Raw genomic sequence first — 16278 nt, forward strand, 5'->3', positions numbered from 1 at the left:
AATCATTCAAATTTCATTATAGCAGAATAGGTACTAAGCATTCACAACCAATTCACGTAAATCTTTCTTCATAATTTTACCAAGCTTGTTTTTTGGCAGATCACTGATGAAATGAATGGATGGCACTTTGTAATCTGCCAAACGTTCCTGACAATAGTTCACCACATCTTCTTCGCAGAAATCGGCGGATTCGTCTTTTACGATATACGCACTTGGCACTTCACCATATAATTCGTCTGGCACCCCGATGACAGCTGATTCAATCACACCTGGTATTTGTTCAATGACTTCTTCTACTTGGTCAGGATAGATATTGTCTCCGCCGTATAAAATGACATCTTTGTATCTGCCTGTGATAAATAGAAAACCATCTTCATCTAGATAGCCTGCATCTCCCATATGGAACCAGCCATCTTTGAGTACCTTCGCAGTAGCGTCAGGCTGATGATAATAGCCTAAGAAATAAAATGGGCTTCTCATGACAACTTCGCCAATTTCTCCAACTGGCAGTGTTTCCTCAGTCTCAGGATGAACGATTTTCACTTCTACATCTGGATCCACTTTACCAGCAGAGCCCATTTTATCCTCGCCCATCGCAGGATGCCACGCACTGACAACCCATGCTTCCGTGCTTCCGTAGCCATGCATCATCTGAATGCCTGCTTCTTTGTAGTCCTTAATCAAACGGACCGGCACCTTCGTACCGCCAGAAATCGCAATTTCAAAGGATGAAAGGTCATACGAACCGCGCTTCATTTCTTCCAGCATGTACGTATAAGCTGATGGGAAAGCCATCATGAACGTTATTCTTTCTTTTTCGATCGTTTCTAAAATGCGCTTCGGCGTTGCATCATGTAAAAAAACAAGTGTATACCCTTCAATGGCAGCAGCGATCAGATGATTAATTGAACTCATATGATAGAGAGGGTGACTCGCCAAGTAGCGTTTCCCTTTCAAGTCAAATCCTCGATTCCCGCGTCTTGTTAAAAATTGATAGATTCGTCCATGTCCGACCATACAGCCTTTTGGATTCCCCGTTGTCCCAGAGGTAAATAAGATCATCGCTAGATCCTCTTCTGATACCTCTTCCGCAAGATCACTGCCATCATTTGAAGCCAATATGTCTTCAAACAGCTGCGTTGTTTTCGCATTTACACCAGATTCCACCATGAGACAGTTGTCTAAAGACACATTCACCGCAGAAATAATCTCACGGAATTCTCGGTCAAAAAATAAAGCCTTTGGCTCTGCTTTTTTCAAAATACCCTCCAGCTCAAATGAAGTAAGCTGCCAGCTAAGCGGAACTGCGACTGCACCTGCTTTAATGGCTGCCAGCATAATCGTTGAAAAGTGATGATGGTTTTGACAAATAAAGCAAACGCGGTCACCTTTTCGAATTCCTTTTTGATTTAAGTAATGAGCAAGCTGGTCGATGCGTTTTGCATATTCTTCAAATGTATAAGACACCCCTCCGCCAGTTACCGCCTCAATTTGTGAAGAGCGTTCCATTCTGTCGTTTAGTAATGCCTGTAAAGTATTCAATATCTTCATCTCCAAACGTTTGATTTCCAATAGCCAATTTCCAGCGAATTGGGTTGGCAGATTTTATCTCATTCACATTCTAAAATAAAAACAGCTGAAAGTAAAATCATTTCATTTTGGAATTGTTCTTTATATTAATTGATAATATAGGTAATTTTATAGCCGTCTTCCATTTTGGTTTAAATCATGATGATTATTATGATAAGATAGACCTAGTAATTGATCGGAAAATGCGAATGCAATAGGAAAAGAGGTATGGAGAATGCAACATTTCGAGCTAGAGGCAAGTTTGTTAGACCATGCACTGACGAAGTATTTAAAGGCGACGAAACAAATAGATGAAGAAAATATTCCGAAAAACGTGACGAATGTTAAAGGGTTTATTTTACGTATCATCTACCGCCATCAATCATGTACTGTGAAAAATATTCTGCAGGAAGTTTCATTATCTCCCTCTGCAACAACAACCGCTCTCAATCACTTAGAAGACGAAGGGCTGATCATCCGCTCTCGAAATAATAATGACCGCCGTACAGTGTGGATTGAACTCTCTGAATCGGGTGAACAAATTGCTAAACAAATGATCGACAATCGCCAGCTGCTTGTGAATCAATTGTTCAACCACCTTTCAGAGGAAGATAAAAAAACATTTTTTGAATTAATCGAAAAAATGATGGACGAGCACACATTAAAGGCTTAGGAATACTCCTAAGCCTTCTTTTTATGGCTTTAAAACGACCTTTATACAATCATCCTGTTTGTCATTGAAGATGTGGTACGCATGTGCAGCTTCATCTAATGGTAATTTGTGAGTGATAATGGCTCTAGGATCAATTTCACCGCTTGTCACTTTTTGATAGAGCTTTGACATGTATCCTCTCGCCGGGGCTTGGCCCATTTTCAGGGTGACGTTTCTTGCGAAAAAAGCGCCTAATGGAAACATGTTGTACAGGCCGCCGTACACACCCGTCATCTGCACTGTTCCACATTTGCGAACGGCTTTTGTGGCAATTTGAATGGGTCCGATCGTTCCGCCTTGCAGCTTGAGCTTTTGCTCAATTTTTTCAAGCGGCGACTTCTTCCCGTCCATTCCCACACAATCAATCACAACATCGGCCCCGCCCTTGGTGAGCTCCTTTAACGTTTCTCCCATGTCGGGATCTTCTGTAAAGTCAAAGACCTCAACGCCGCTCATTCGTTTTGCATGCCGCAGGCGGTAATCAATGTAATCGACGGCAATCACACGTTCTGCTCCTTTTTGCCAAGCAAATTGCTGCGCCATTAACCCAACAGGTCCGCAGCCTAGCACAATGACCGTATCGCCTTTTTTCACACCTGCGTGCTCTACACTCCAATAGGCGGTTGGGAGGACATCTGATAAGAACAGCAATTGTTCATCCTCCAGTTCACAATCTTCTGGGATCTTAAACGGTGTATAGTTGCCAAAAGGTACGCGTAAATACTCTGCCTGTCCTCCGGGGTAATTCCCATATTTCTCACTATAGCCAAAAAGTCCACCCGAATCGTAGTGCGGGTTTGAGTTGTCACATTGGCTTTCTAAGTGATGATCGCAATATTGGCATTTACCACATGCAACTGTAAATGGAATGACGACACGGTCTCCCTTTTTTACGGCTGTGACATCCGGGCCAACTTCCTCCACAATCCCCATTGGTTCATGCCCAATCACATAGCCGATTGGAAGCGGGAAATTCCCCTGATACAAATGTAAATCTGATCCACAAATTGCTGTTGATGTAATACGTATGATCACATCTTCCCGATCTTGAATCGACGGTGCATCTACTTTCTTCACTGCAATGCTATTTTTCCCTTGATAAGTAACAGCTCTCACATGGATTTCCTCCTTTAGCTCAAGTCATCTTTACATAGCTTCACCTTGAATGAATGGTTCATTCATCAAATGAGAAATTTATGTGGAGGAGGCAAAAAACAAAAAAAGCCTGTCGATTGTTTCGACAGACTCCTGATGTCGTGTAACGCGTTACACAATTATTCCTTTTCAACAAAAAACAAATCATATTGAGTTGAAGTCTCCCGATTGAACATGAAATTCCCTTCTTGAATAAAATAGGGGCATATACTTGGGCTTGGAGATTCTTCAAACTGCTCATACACCTGCTCAATTTCTCCTGGAAGCAGCAAAACCAACATTTTATTTGAATGAGACACAAATTCATAAGAGTGGATCGTATCCGGCGGGATATAGACAAAGTCACCCGGCATCAAGCAAATATCCTCTCCGTTCAAATGAAGGTTCATCTTCCCTTCAACACAATAGATTGCTTCTGTATGAACTTGATGATAATGCGGCGGGAAATATTTCTCCTTCGCTCCTTCAACCACAAAATGACTGAATCCGCCTCCTGTTGTTTCTACTGTTGCAATCAGCTCATGAATCTGACCATCAATGATGTATTGCTTCCCTTCACCAGCCTCTAATACATAAGGCTGTACCTCGTGAGGAAGCTGACTATGAAATAAAACGGAGGGCCTCGTTGTATTAGACAGTTCTCTGATTCCATGCATCAGGATGATATCGCTTTCTTTTTCAGCCTGCTGAAAACTGGTTGCATCGAAAGCATAATGAGTCATAGACCATTTATTCTGAAAAAGCCTCTTCCCAATTTGCTGATAGACATCTGTCATTTTTCCGCCCAGCGTATATGAAATAAATCTTGTTTTATGACTATGCATTCTGTAGCCATGAATCGTTTTGGGCGGGATATGAATATAATCAAAGGCTGTGACCATGTATTTTTTACCGTCCAGCATCACTTCAAGCTTTCCTTCCAGCACAAAAATGGTTTCAAATAAGTGCTCATGACAGTGCAGCGGGAAATATGCTCCTTTCCCACCTGTGATTAAGGCAAGCTCAAACAGCTGATTCGTTTGATTTGCTTCTGCCAGCATATGAACAAGCTGATTCTCCAGCCCATACATCTTTCCGGAACCAGACACGGTATAAAAAGGGGTACCTTCGGATTGCTTCATCGATTGCGGTTGCTCCGACATCCCATCACTCCTCATGACAAATTGACTATCTATATTATATAGACCAATTGATATAATAGATAGACAATATGCGAGAGATTTTACTCTTCTCGCATAAATAAGTGTCTAAGGTAACTTTTTACGTGTTCTAAAGGGGTCGTTTGCTTGAGTGCAGTGGTCATCGATAAACCCCCGATGACCATTGAGTGAAGGAGAGAAGCCAGCTCATCCGCTTTGTTTTCTTCATACCCGCTGTTCATTAGCTTTTCTTTTACAAGCTCCTGCCAGCGGATCATTTCTTGTTTGCATGCAACATGAAGCTGCGCGTTTTCAGGCTTGGACTCTGCCGCAAGCAAGACAATTGGAATCCCTCTTTCACTTTCTTTCTCCATAAATCCTCGAATGATCTTTGTCATAAAACGATCGATAGCGATATATGGGTCATCGGAATAGGCAAAGCCTTCTTCAATTTGATTGATGACCTTTTGACTAATGTATTCAACAGATGCAATGGCCAGCTCTTCTTTTCCATTTGGAAAGTAATAATAAAGAGAGCCTTTAGGTGTGCCGCTCTCTCTGATAATTTGATTCAATCCTGTCGCATGGTATCCCTGTTTACGTAAAAGAAGTGCTGCCGTTTGAATGATTTTATCCTTCGTACTCACGTGTGACACTCTTTTCCCTCCATAGACCAAAGTCGCTTATCATGCGTTATTGATTTAATTGGCTAGTTCCTTTCCAAATCGAGGATGTTTCCATTTCCGCCGCAAGCCTGAGCAGCCAGTCCTCTTTTCCTTTAGGTGCTGTCACTTGTACCCCTAAAGGCATGCCCGCGCTAGTCAGATGAACAGGAACACTCATTGATGGCTGACCTGTTAAGTTGGCAAGCTGTGTAAATGGGGTGTAGGTCAAGCTCTTGAGGAACATGTCATAAATAAGATCCTGCTGTGCTTGCATGGAAAGAGATGACACACGTAAAAGTGCGGCTGTTTCCTGATCTGAATGCATAAGCTCACCAACCTTTGGAGCTGAATAGGCAGTAGCTGGTGTCACATAGAGATCGTAGGTTTGATGAAATGATGCCATTTGTGCAGCAGCCCGATCCCACGCATCAAGACTTTCTGTATAAGCAGCAGCGGTCACATTCTTGCCAGCCTCCGCCAGCACCCATGCCACGATGTCCGTTTCCTCCGGCTTTACTGGACGCCCTAACGAACGAGCCAAGGAAGTGAATAACGCAGACATTTCTCCGCTGTTCATCACGTAATATTGCTGCATGAGATGAATCCCATCAATTTCCGGCTTGGCTTCCTCTACTTGATGACCTTGCTCACTCAGCCATTTCACTGTTTGCTGAACCGCCTGCTCCGCCTCCTCACTGACCTTCGTACCAACTGGAGATTCTACGCTGTAAGCAATTCGCATAGAAGATGTACGTTTCACCAGATCCTCTTGGTAACTGCCATCGTATAATGGGGTTTGGAAAGCAGCTTCAGGCTGAATGACTTGAAGAAGATCAAGAAGGGCTGCACTGTCCCGCACTGTCTTTGTGAGTGTAAAGTCAATGGAAGCCCCTTGCCACTGCCTTCCTGCGCCTGGGCCTACTGGCGTTCTTCCACGCGTAGGCTTAAGGCCGAACAAACCGGTAAAGGATGCTGGAATCCGGATGGAACCACCGCCATCACTTGCTCCGCCAGCAGGTACAATGCCGCTTGCAACAGCTGCTGCTGTCCCGCCGCTTGAGCCGCCCGGAGAATAGTCCGTATTCCAAGGATTTCTCGTTGGACCATGTAACGCAGGCTCCGTCACATTTCTTAAACCGAATTCCGGTGTATTTGTATGTCCGATCATGAGAAAACCAGCCTGCTTCAACCGATCAACAAAGTGCGAATCCGAATTTGCTTTTACATCCTTTAACAGCAAAGCTCCTGCTGTCAGCGGTTCATTTTTAATCCCTTGCGATATATTTTTCAGCACAAACGGAACGCCCGCAAATGGCTGATACTCATGTAACACCTTGATGTCTTTTAAAACTTGTTCTTGTCTTGTCCGTATCACAGCGTTTAGTTCTGGATTGACCTCATTCAATCTATCAAATGCCACCTGCATAAGCTCCTCGGGTGTTACCTGCTTATTCCGCACAAGTGCTGCCAAGCCAGTCGCATCATACGTCATATACTCTTTTACGTTCATCAGCATGTCCTTCTTTCTCTTATCATGATGTCTCTATTGTCTACTAGAATTCTATGAATTTCAATTTCAGGTTACTTGTAAAAATAACTTTCTGAACAAGACGACAATTCTACTATCCCATCCCTCTGCTTTCTCCGATATAATAGAGAAAAAAAGACCGAGGTCATCGGATGAGAGGAGCCACGCATTGAAAAAGAAATTACTTATCGTCATTGCGTTTCTTCTTGCGTTGACAACTGCTTTGCCCTTCCATTCGCAGGCAGCTGCACCGCCAAAAGAAACAGATGTCATCATCGTCTATAAAAATCAAAAAGGAAAACAAACAGCGATTGAGGAAAGTGAGAAAGTGAACGCACAGTACATACATCTTCCCGCTGTCGCTGTGACAGCAGATGAACAAGCGGTCACCTCACTCAAAAAAGACCCAAACATCGCTTACGTCTCAAAAAACGTAAAGGTTAAACTCGCGGCTTCTACTATGAAGAAAACAGCCGCTGCTACTAATCAAGATGCATTGGTACAAAAATCTTACAATCTGCAAAAACTAAATATAAAGCAAGCAATAAAAGAAGGCGTCACTGGTAAAAATGTAAAAGTAGCCGTTTTAGATACTGGTATTTTCCCACACGAGGATTTAAAGGTATCCGGCGGTAAATCATTCGTGAGCTACACATCCTCTTATAAAGATGATGAAGGACATGGCACACATGTCGCCGGCACGATTGGTGCGCTTAATAACGATTATGGAACAGTCGGCGTGGCTTCCGGTGTGAAGCTGTATGCTGTGAAAGTGTTAGATAAAAAGGGAGAAGGCGACCTGTATAGTCTACTTCGAGGCATCGATTGGGCGATTACCAACAAGATGGACATTATTAATTTAAGTTTAGGCTTTGAAGACAATATCCCCATCTTGCGTTCAGCAGTAGATGAAGCCTATAAAAAGGGCCTGCTCGTGGTTGCTGCAAGCGGAAATGATGGGAAAAAGAATTATATTAGCTACCCTGCTGCTTACAATAGTGTCATTGCCGTTTCTGCAACAACTTCCAAAGATAAACTCGCGTCTATCTCGAATACAGGAAAAGGGATTGAATTTTCTGCCCCTGGCGAGAACGTTATCAGCACTTATTTAAAAAATGAATATTGGTATGCAACGGGGACATCACAAGCTGCACCGCATGTCACAGGAATGCTGGCACTGTTAAAGCAGCTTCATCCGAAGAAAACAAATGCACAGCTTCGCACTTTATTGCGCAGCTATACAGTGGATCTTGGCGCAAAAGGGAAGGATCCGCAATTCGGCTATGGCCGCGTGCAATATGTGCCGCAATCCACCTTTTTAAAGGCTGCGGCCAGTGCTGTCAAAACAGCCGAAACATCTAAAAAGCAGGCAGATGTCAATCAAGCCAAAACGAGAATTGGCCGGCTCACTGCAAGTAAACAAAAAACAGCACTCACAGAACGGGTGAAGAAAGTCCAAGCAGCCATTGATATCCGCTCGGCACGTGCAAAGGTCAAAACAGCCGAAAAGAACAAAACACAGGGCGCTATTAAAAGTGCTCAAACGGCCATCAAAAAACTAAACAAAGGCAAAGAAAAAACAAGCCTGCAAAACCGGCTCGACAAGGTCAAAAAACAAGTCGCTTATCAAAAGAAAGTGACGGACGCTAAACAAAAGGTCAAAAAAGCGGAAGCCAAACGAACAAAGAAAACAAAAGCAGCGGCTCAAAGCGCTGTCAAACAGCTAAAAGCCTCCAAAACAAAAACCAATTTACAAAAACGATTAAACCGCATTAAGGTTTAATAGAAAAAACGATTCCTTTCAGCGAGGAATCGTTTTTTTCTATCTCAACATCGGCTCAAACAAGCTGTGATGATATTTCCCTTCGGCATCTGCCCTCACTTGATCGAGAATGCTTTCTAACGAAGCCGTCACGCTCTCTAATGCCCGCCGTACTGTACCGTGTTCAAAATCCGCTAAACTCTCCGGCAATTCATCTTCATCCAGCACAAAGACATCACCATTCGGAAGAACAAGAAGATCAATAATGAGGTCTTCAAACATGACCAGCTGCCCGTTGAACTGTGTATCTCCCACCATATTCAAATAAGATCCTAGTTCCTTCCCTTGATCATCTCTCCAGAAATATATGTTGTAAGGACGATCCTTCCAATAATAAGCGGTCGTATAGCTCCCTTTTGGAATGGTTAGAGCACCCTCACCTGCCCTCATCGTAAACGGTTCTTCAATCTTGTGAAACAGCACAGCCTGCTGCTCCTTTGCGTCTAACAGCTGACAGGTATGTTCCACAACTTTCTGATCGTATTTGATTTTTCTCTCGATGACTTCATCCCAACGATTCGCATGCAGCGAAAACAACATGTCACAACTCCCTCTAAACATTTGGTCTCTTTCCAGTATACACCGATTTTTTTTGAAGAAATAAAGGATTGCCTCATTTACTTATGGAAGACCTATGATGAGGTGGAATAAATGAACGGAATCACGATTCTTGAAAACTTTACACAGCTTGGACAAATCATTCTCATGATTTGCGGCTTAGTCCTTTATTGGCAGCTGGTGAAAACGAAGAGAGAACGAAAGCTGTCTCCTTATGAGCGCATGTTAAAATTCTTTGTCATGTTCGGTTTCATCTCGTGGGTGGTATCATATTGGGCGCTGGCACTGTGGGCGTAAATTGAAAAAAGGAAGAGCTGTCCATGGAGGTAAGCTCTTCCTTTTCTGCACATTATATTATGAGCCTGCCGGCTGTTCTTTCTTGATCACATATTGATAGCTCTTGACATGTGTCCCATTTTGGTTCACAAATTCTTTATCAAGCGCACGCTCAAAGCCCATTCTTTCATATAAGCGAATGGCAGCCTGCATTTTATCAGATGTATGAAGATACAGGACATTTTCGCCCCATGATTGCGTCAGTTCAATACTTTTACGCAGCAATGATTCTGCAATGCCTTTTCCCCTCACATCGGGATCTACTCCTAAAAACCGGACGATGGCTGATGTAATGCCCATTTCAGGTTTGTCATACGCTTGCTCTGATGACCGGAACATTTGAAGCGTCCCCACGACCTTGCCGTCAAGCTCCGCCACAAGCATCAGCTCCATGTTCGGATTATCTACAGCTGCTGCAAGCGCGGCAGAATAATTTTGCCAGCCTTCCTCTGTAAATTGAGGCTCATACTGTGCATAGGATTTGATCAGCACGTTCCTGATCGCCTCATGATCTTCTTTGACTGCTTGACGAATAATCAGCTCTTGCTGCTTCATGTCAGCACCTCCTGCTCTTTATTAGTGAATATACATATCATGCAATCACTGCATGCGATAGCCTTACTCTTTTCTCTACTCATTTAATGTAAAGAGTCTCATTCGAAAGATCAATCATTTTGCACGGAATCATCTTTGAAAATTTTTCATTGAAAAGGAACGCTTGATTCATTATGCTTTGTTGAGGAAGTATACGAGGAGTGTTGTCATCATATGAGTTCTTTATCTTATCCCCAAGAATCGAAAAAAAATCGATTTCTCCTTGCCGCATTGCTCGGATCTTTAACAGCCCTTGCTCCGCTGGCAATGGATATGTATTTACCTGCTTTGCCTCATATTGCTCGTGATTTTGGGGCGAGCACGGCGTTGTCTCAATTAAGTCTGATGGCTTGTCTCATTGGACTGGCGCTTGGCCAGCTGATTGCAGGTCCGATCAGCGATACGATCGGCAGAAGAAAACCGCTGATGATTGGGTTGACCATCTTTATTGCGGCATCCCTTCTTTGTACAGTGGTCACATCGATTTGGACGTTCATTCTTCTTAGATTGATTCAAGGACTTGCTGGTTCAGCTGGCATTGTCATTGCACGAGCCATTGTCCGAGATCATTATGAAGGATCAGAAATGACGAAATTCTTTGCACTGCTGATGTTAGTCAACGGGGTTGCTCCGGCAGCCGCGCCTATTGCAGGCGGACAGATTTTACGCTTCACGACATGGCAGGGTGTATTTGTACTACTCGGAATTCTCGGGGCACTGATGCTGCTGAGATCGATTTTTTCACTGCAAGAAAGCTTACCCGCAGAGCGTAGACAGACCGGGGGCTTTCAACAGATTGCAGGCGCGATGAAAATTTTAGCCAGTGATCGTCTCTTTGTTGGATATGCTCTCTCACAAGGTCTTGTATTCGCAGCGATGTTTGCCTATATTTCTGGTTCACCGTTTGTGCTTCAGGAAATTTTCAACCTTTCTCCACAAGGATTTAGTGCAGCCTTTGCGGTAAATAGTCTTGGAATCATCACGGCTGGACAAGTATTTGCCCGAGTCGCTGCGAAAATCGGTGAAGAGAAAGTCCTTCGCATTGGATTGCTGACAGCTGCATTAGGCGGAGTCACTTTATTTTTGATGATCTCGATTGATGCAGGATTGTACGGCATTCTGATTCCGCTGTTTTTTGTTGTCTCAAGTGTTGGAATTGTCGGCACCTCTGCGCCGTCTCTTGCGATGCAGCATCACGGAGCGCATGCAGGAAGTGCAGCTGCACTGATCGGTGTTGCGCAAATGCTGCTAGGCGCTTGCATGACACCTCTTGTCGGACTAGCCGGAAGCCAAACAGCCTTTCCAATGGGTCTGATCATCATGCTTTGTGATCTAGGCGCACTTTGCTGTTATTTCTTCTTTGTGGCCCGGGCGAAAAAAAGACCCGCATAAGCGGGTTTAAAGACTGTTGGTAAAGGGCTAAAATGATCTTGATTTTAGCTCTTTGTCTTTTTTCATTTATTATGGCTTACTCCAATTGATGGTGCGGAACACGTTGCTCTGGTCATTGTTGTGATATGCATCTAGATCAAAGCCTGATATGCCAAAACCAATTGCCATGACAATTCCTCCGGCAACGGTGAAGATGATCCCCCATTTGATGCATTGCTTTTTTAAATCATTCAAGTTCATACTCTCACGACCTTCTTTTTAAACATTCCCATGAATGCCTTAGTGGTTTGAATAGTTATTTGCACAAATAGCTTTGTCAAATACGCCGTGGCTATGCCGCTTAATAATCCGACACCTAATAGAAAAATACCAACGCCAATCTGCGTCACCACCACATGCAAACCGTCCTGAAAGATAAATGGAGAACCAATGATACTCCAAAAACCGCCGAGCAGACCAGTAAGCGTCAATGTACCTGTCACGAGTGGAATGCACCAAATCACCATATACACAGAAAGAATCAGCAGAAAGACTGTTGCTAGAATACTGCCCCATAACGGAAAACCTAAAATGAGAATGGAGAGTCTTGTGGCTTTTTCTCCAAACGTCGGCACCTGAACGGTTTTTATTCCTTGTTCCTTCATAATCCCTTCAGCGATCATAGCAGGCTGCCCGACTTGATGAACCGCTTCCTGTTCACTGTAGCCATCTTCCTGATAATCCTCAATCATTTCATCGTAGTATTCGATAAACCGATCACTATCTTTGTCGCCTAGAAGATGCAGATGCTTCTTTAGGCTGCTCAAAAATTCTTTTTTATTCATTGCCCTGTCCTCCAGAAATAAAGTCGTAAATCGCCATCACCTGATCCCACTCCTCTAAAAACTGCGCCATATGCTCCCGCCCGCTTTCTGTCATGCGGTAGTATTTTCTTAATCGACTGTTATGTTCCTGGGAATAGGTCTCCACATAATTGTTTTGCTCTAAACGCTTTAAAATCGGATACAATGTCGATTCTGAAATCTCAATACAATGGGACATATCTTTAATGATTTGATAACCATAGGAATCGCCTTTCTTTAATACCGCCAGTACACAAAATTCCAGTAATCCTTTTTTTAATTGTGCATTCATGTTTACAACTCCTAACTCTTTATACTATACATTACATAGTATTGTGTGACAAGAGGTATAGAGAATAAAAAAAGACCCGTTTTAGGGTCTTTTAGCTCTTTGTCTACTTTTCATTTTTATATATTCACAAATCCTTCTCCGAACACATCGCGTACGTCATGGACAACAACGAATGCGTCTCGATCTATTTTCTTAATAATTTTCTTAAGGCGCATGAGCTCCTGCTTTTGAATGACCGCGTAAAGAATTTCCTTCGATTCCTTTGAATAATGACCGCGTCCGTTTAAAATCGTTACGCCTCGGTCCAGGGTGTGATTGATTTCTTCCGCAATATCATCTTTGCATGAAGAAATAATCGTCACTGCCTTTTTCGTGTTAAGTCCTTCTATCACAAAGTCCATCACCTTTGTCGCCACGTACAGCATCACAATGGTAAACATTAATTTTTCCGCACCAATAATAAAATAGGAAGCAAATACAACGATCAGATCAAAGAACAAGATGGCATAGCTCACGTTCCAGTCTAAATACTTGTTGGCAATTCTTCCGAGAATGGCAGAACCCGCCGTTGTTCCACCGGCTCTGAGCACAAGACCAATCCCAATTCCGATGATAATTCCTGCAAAAATCGCTCCAATGATCAATTCATGTACATTCACGACCCATGTTGTGGTCAGGTGTAAAAATAGGGAGTTACTTGCAACGGCAACCACCGTATAAATCGTGGTCTTTTTGTCCAAGTATTTATATCCCACAAGTAATAAGATCGCATTCAACACAAGGTTCGTCAGCCACGGTGCTATTTCAAACAAATAATAAAAAATGATGGACAGCCCCGTGACACCGCCTTCACCAAATTCAAGCGGAATGACAAACATGTTCACTGCTGCGGCAAATAAAAAAGAACCAACTAGAATCATCGCTATATCTTTTACACATTTTTTCAATTTCTTCTTTCCTCCTTTTTTAAGCATATAAAAAACCCTCTTTCTGCACGAAAGAAGACAGTCGTTGGACAACATAAAAATCAAAAGACGGCGCGCCTTTTGATGAAGCTTTCTGAAATCAATCTTTCCATAATATATATCTCTTTTTAGAGGCTGTCAATGACTTGGTTTTCTATTATTTTGACTGCATTTTTATGCATCAAAACCCGCATGTTTTCAGGGTTTTTCCGCCCTACGATGCTTTTTCCTCTCCTTGACAAAAACACTTTAGTCATTTAAACTACTGCCTCATATCATATCCATTATTTCCGATCTAAAAAGGAGGCTGTTTGATTCCAATGAATCCTATTCAAAGCCGTTTACAGGCTCACGCACCTTTGATTTTAGACGGTGCATTAGCAACAGAGCTTGAACGAAAGGGCTGTAACTTAAACGATCGTTTATGGTCAGCCAAAATACTTATTGAACAGCCACAATTGATTCAGCAAGTACACTTGGACTACTTCCAAGCAGGTGCTGACTGCGCAACAACCGCCAGCTACCAAACAACGATTGAAGGCTTTGCTGAAAAAGGCTATACAAAAGAAGAAGCGATTGAACTCATGAAACGCTCTGTCACTCTAGCGAAAGAGGCACGCGATCTTTTTTGGCAGGATGAAGCGCGTCGTGAAGGACGGACAAAACCATTTGTCGCGGGATCTGTGGGGCCATTCGGCGCTTATTTGTCTGATGGTTCAGAATATAAAGGAAATTATGGACTCTCAGAGCAGGCTCTCATCGATTTTCACAGACCAAGAATTCAGGCATTAGTAGAAGCGGGTGCAGATATTCTTGCATGCGAAACGATTCCTTGTCTGATTGAAGCAACTGCCATTGCAAAGCTGCTGCAAGATGAATTCAGCGAGACATTTGCTTGGATCACATTCAGCGCAAAGGATGGCCTGCACATTAGTGAAGGTGATTCCATACGAGAATGTGTACAGGCGCTTGAGCCTTATGAACAAATCGCTGCCATCGGCGTGAACTGTACGCCGCCGCAATTTATTACTTCTCTTATTCAAGAGATGAAAAAGGGAACGAGCAAACCGATTGTGGTGTATCCAAACTCAGGTGAAATATATGATCCTGAAGAAAAGGTATGGAACGGAGATACGTCTCATCTTACTTTTGGGGAATGTGCGCATCAATGGTACAAAGACGGCGCGCATATCATCGGCGGCTGCTGCCGCACGACTCCAGTAGATATCAATGACATCTTAAAAAGAACCACATCATAGCATCATGAATCATCACACATACTTTTAAGCAAAAGGGCGGGAAGACATGGAACAAGCAAAAGATCAGTCACAACAATATCAACGAAAAATGACGAGCCGGCACCTGTTCATGCTTTCTCTTGGCGGCGTCATTGGAACAGGGCTCTTTTTAAGCTCTGGGTATACCATCAATCAGGCCGGACCTGCGGGGACCATTCTTGCCTATCTTGTCGGGGCTTTAATTGTCTACCTCGTGATGCTTTGTTTAGGCGAGCTGTCTGTCGCAATGCCGGTCACAGGGGCTTTTCATACGTATGCAACAAAATACATTGGACCTGGTACAGGCTATACGGTCGCTTGGCTATACTGGCTGACGTGGACAGTGGCACTCGGTTCGGAATTTACAGCGGCAGGACTATTAATGCAGCGCTGGTTTCCAGACACTTCGGTTTGGATGTGGAGTGGCGTTTTTGCTCTTCTCATCTTTTTACTGAATGCATTTACAGTCAAGTTTTTTGCAGAATCAGAGTTTTGGTTTTCCAGTATTAAAGTGATGGCTATTATTCTCTTTATTATTCTTGGCGGAGCTGCAATGTTTGGTTTGATCCCATTAAAGGGTGGTGAGGCCGCTCCGTTCTTTTCTAATTTCACTGGCGAAGGCGGACTTTTCCCAAACGGCTTTTTACCGATTTTAATGACGATGCTTGCTGTCAATTTTGCTTTTTCAGGTACAGAGTTGATTGGGATTGCTGCGGGTGAGAGCGTCAATCCTGACGAGACCATTCCAAGAGCCATTCGCACAACCGTCCTGCGTCTCGTCCTGTTTTTCGTTGGAACGATCGTTGTGTTGGCTGGCTTGATTCCAGTAGAAGAAGCCGGGGTGATCAAAAGCCCATTTGTCGTGGTATTTGACCGTATCGGGATTCCTTATGCCGCAGATTTCATGAATTTTGTCATCCTGACCGCGATCTTATCTGCCGCAAACTCAGGATTATACGCATCATCTCGTATGCTTTGGTCGCTTTCTGAGGAACGGACACTTCCTAAAAAACTGGCGAAGCTGACGTCAAAAGGCATTCCTTTGAATGCACTCATTTTAAGTATGATCGGTGGTATTCTTTCTTTGCTATCGAGCGTGATCGCACCAGAAACGGTATACCTTGTCCTTGTGTCAATCTCTGGACTGGCCGTTGTGGTCGTATGGATAGGGATTGCTGCCTCACAGTTTATGTTTCGGAAAAGATTTTTACAGGAAGGCGGACAGCTTCATGATTTATCCTTTCGAACACCGCTCTATCCAGTAGTTCCGATTGCAGCCTTCCTCCTATGTCTTGCATCTGTCATCGGCATTGCCTTTGACCCAAATCAGCGGATTGCCCTCATCTGCGGCATTCCTTTCATTGCGCTCTGCTATGCTGCCTATTACGTGACAGCTTGGATTCAGAAAAAACGAGAAAAACCTGGTGTATAA

General features: G+C 43.4%; 17 protein-coding genes. 6 read left to right on the plus strand and 11 right to left on the minus strand.

Annotated elements, in window-relative coordinates; translation table 11 throughout:
- Window positions 1-33: 33 nt before the first annotated feature.
- Complete coding sequence (locus M1D84_RS17625) at window positions 34-1542, minus strand: class I adenylate-forming enzyme family protein (RefSeq protein WP_073203642.1); 1509 nt, start codon at window positions 1540-1542, stop codon at window positions 34-36.
- Window positions 1543-1804: 262 nt separating this feature from the next.
- On the opposite strand from M1D84_RS17625, the gene M1D84_RS17630 reads away from it, so the two are divergent.
- Window positions 1805-2242 carry a MarR family winged helix-turn-helix transcriptional regulator gene (locus M1D84_RS17630; RefSeq protein WP_012008812.1) on the plus strand — a complete coding sequence of 146 codons (438 nt, stop codon included), beginning with the start codon at window positions 1805-1807 and terminating at the stop codon, window positions 2240-2242.
- 21 nt (window positions 2243-2263) lie between these two features.
- Here M1D84_RS17630 and M1D84_RS17635 read toward each other — a convergent pair whose 3' ends face one another.
- The 4 genes from M1D84_RS17635 to M1D84_RS17650 all read right to left on the minus strand — a co-directional run bounded on the left by M1D84_RS17635 (window position 2264) and on the right by M1D84_RS17650 (window position 6750).
- Entirely contained in the window at window positions 2264-3397 is a 1134-nt protein-coding gene (locus tag M1D84_RS17635; RefSeq protein ID WP_024424382.1) for a zinc-dependent alcohol dehydrogenase, read from the minus strand.
- A 158-nt stretch (window positions 3398-3555) separates the two neighbouring features.
- Window positions 3556-4578 (minus strand): quercetin 2,3-dioxygenase, encoded by a 1023-nt coding sequence (locus M1D84_RS17640; protein WP_270126188.1) that lies wholly within the window; start codon window positions 4576-4578, stop codon window positions 3556-3558.
- Between the two features lie 80 nt (window positions 4579-4658).
- Window positions 4659-5231 (minus strand): TetR/AcrR family transcriptional regulator, encoded by a 573-nt coding sequence (locus M1D84_RS17645; protein ID WP_235356866.1) that lies wholly within the window; start codon window positions 5229-5231, stop codon window positions 4659-4661.
- Window positions 5232-5268: 37 nt separating this feature from the next.
- The gene (locus tag M1D84_RS17650; protein ID WP_332285394.1) at window positions 5269-6750 is read right to left on the minus strand and encodes an amidase; all 1482 of its coding nucleotides are present in this window, start codon (window positions 6748-6750) and stop codon (window positions 5269-5271) included.
- A 187-nt stretch (window positions 6751-6937) separates the two neighbouring features.
- Here M1D84_RS17650 and M1D84_RS17655 point away from each other — a divergent pair, with 187 nt between their 5' ends.
- Window positions 6938-8551 (plus strand): S8 family peptidase, encoded by a 1614-nt coding sequence (locus tag M1D84_RS17655; RefSeq protein ID WP_259279722.1) that lies wholly within the window; start codon window positions 6938-6940, stop codon window positions 8549-8551.
- 39 nt (window positions 8552-8590) lie between these two features.
- On the opposite strand, the gene M1D84_RS17660 is transcribed toward M1D84_RS17655, so the two are convergent.
- Window positions 8591-9130: a DUF402 domain-containing protein gene (locus M1D84_RS17660; RefSeq protein WP_029706595.1), complete on the minus strand. Its 540-nt coding sequence runs from the start codon at window positions 9128-9130 to the stop codon at window positions 8591-8593.
- 111 nt (window positions 9131-9241) lie between these two features.
- Here M1D84_RS17660 and M1D84_RS17665 point away from each other — a divergent pair, with 111 nt between their 5' ends.
- Window positions 9242-9445 carry a hypothetical protein gene (locus M1D84_RS17665; RefSeq protein WP_024424388.1) on the plus strand — a complete coding sequence of 68 codons (204 nt, stop codon included), beginning with the start codon at window positions 9242-9244 and terminating at the stop codon, window positions 9443-9445.
- 57 nt (window positions 9446-9502) lie between these two features.
- Here the strand turns inward: M1D84_RS17665 and M1D84_RS17670 are convergent, their stop codons facing one another.
- The gene (locus M1D84_RS17670; RefSeq protein ID WP_024424389.1) at window positions 9503-10039 is read right to left on the minus strand and encodes a GNAT family N-acetyltransferase; all 537 of its coding nucleotides are present in this window, start codon (window positions 10037-10039) and stop codon (window positions 9503-9505) included.
- 213 nt (window positions 10040-10252) lie between these two features.
- On the opposite strand from M1D84_RS17670, the gene M1D84_RS17675 reads away from it, so the two are divergent.
- Entirely contained in the window at window positions 10253-11470 is a 1218-nt protein-coding gene (locus M1D84_RS17675; protein WP_034621637.1) for a multidrug effflux MFS transporter, read from the plus strand.
- A 69-nt stretch (window positions 11471-11539) separates the two neighbouring features.
- On the opposite strand, the gene M1D84_RS17680 is transcribed toward M1D84_RS17675, so the two are convergent.
- From M1D84_RS17680 to M1D84_RS17695, 4 genes are all read right to left on the minus strand, one after another.
- Window positions 11540-11710 carry a hypothetical protein gene (locus tag M1D84_RS17680; RefSeq protein WP_166644703.1) on the minus strand — a complete coding sequence of 57 codons (171 nt, stop codon included), beginning with the start codon at window positions 11708-11710 and terminating at the stop codon, window positions 11540-11542.
- Complete coding sequence (locus tag M1D84_RS17685; RefSeq protein ID WP_024424391.1) at window positions 11707-12294, minus strand: DUF1700 domain-containing protein; 588 nt, start codon at window positions 12292-12294, stop codon at window positions 11707-11709. The genes M1D84_RS17680 and M1D84_RS17685 overlap by 4 nt, the downstream gene beginning before the upstream one ends.
- Window positions 12287-12604, minus strand: coding sequence for a PadR family transcriptional regulator (locus tag M1D84_RS17690; RefSeq protein WP_024424392.1), 318 nt, complete (start codon window positions 12602-12604; stop codon window positions 12287-12289). Before M1D84_RS17690 ends, M1D84_RS17685 begins: the two co-directional genes overlap by 8 nt.
- 116 nt (window positions 12605-12720) lie before the next feature.
- Complete coding sequence (locus M1D84_RS17695) at window positions 12721-13551, minus strand: YitT family protein (RefSeq protein WP_024424393.1); 831 nt, start codon at window positions 13549-13551, stop codon at window positions 12721-12723.
- Between the two features lie 338 nt (window positions 13552-13889).
- Between M1D84_RS17695 and mmuM the strand changes: the two genes are divergently transcribed.
- On the plus strand, window positions 13890-14828 hold the full coding sequence (mmuM, locus tag M1D84_RS17700) for a homocysteine S-methyltransferase (RefSeq protein ID WP_332285398.1): 939 nt from the start codon (window positions 13890-13892) through the stop codon (window positions 14826-14828).
- A 46-nt stretch (window positions 14829-14874) separates the two neighbouring features.
- The gene (mmuP, locus tag M1D84_RS17705; protein ID WP_332285399.1) at window positions 14875-16278 is read left to right on the plus strand and encodes an S-methylmethionine permease; all 1404 of its coding nucleotides are present in this window, start codon (window positions 14875-14877) and stop codon (window positions 16276-16278) included.

The organism is Bacillus sp. PK5-006, from assembly GCF_054161415.1.

Bases quoted from the DNA above. Each gene is read 5' to 3' on its own strand.
- M1D84_RS17630 (WP_012008812.1), top strand. From the start codon at position 1,805: ATGCAACATTTCGAGCTAGAGGCAAGTTTGTTAGACCATGCACTGACG.
- M1D84_RS17640 (WP_270126188.1), bottom strand. From the start codon at position 4,578: ATGTCGGAGCAACCGCAATCGATGAAGCAATCCGAAGGTACCCCTTTT.
- M1D84_RS17650 (WP_332285394.1), bottom strand. From the start codon at position 6,750: ATGAACGTAAAAGAGTATATGACGTATGATGCGACTGGCTTGGCAGCA.
- M1D84_RS17660 (WP_029706595.1), bottom strand. From the start codon at position 9,130: ATGTTGTTTTCGCTGCATGCGAATCGTTGGGATGAAGTCATCGAGAGA.
- M1D84_RS17665 (WP_024424388.1), top strand. From the start codon at position 9,242: ATGAACGGAATCACGATTCTTGAAAACTTTACACAGCTTGGACAAATC.
- M1D84_RS17670 (WP_024424389.1), bottom strand. From the start codon at position 10,039: ATGAAGCAGCAAGAGCTGATTATTCGTCAAGCAGTCAAAGAAGATCAT.
- M1D84_RS17675 (WP_034621637.1), top strand. From the start codon at position 10,253: ATGAGTTCTTTATCTTATCCCCAAGAATCGAAAAAAAATCGATTTCTC.
- M1D84_RS17680 (WP_166644703.1), bottom strand. From the start codon at position 11,710: ATGAACTTGAATGATTTAAAAAAGCAATGCATCAAATGGGGGATCATC.
- M1D84_RS17685 (WP_024424391.1), bottom strand. From the start codon at position 12,294: ATGAATAAAAAAGAATTTTTGAGCAGCCTAAAGAAGCATCTGCATCTT.
- M1D84_RS17690 (WP_024424392.1), bottom strand. From the start codon at position 12,604: ATGAATGCACAATTAAAAAAAGGATTACTGGAATTTTGTGTACTGGCG.
- mmuM (WP_332285398.1), top strand. From the start codon at position 13,890: ATGAATCCTATTCAAAGCCGTTTACAGGCTCACGCACCTTTGATTTTA.
- mmuP (WP_332285399.1), top strand. From the start codon at position 14,875: ATGGAACAAGCAAAAGATCAGTCACAACAATATCAACGAAAAATGACG.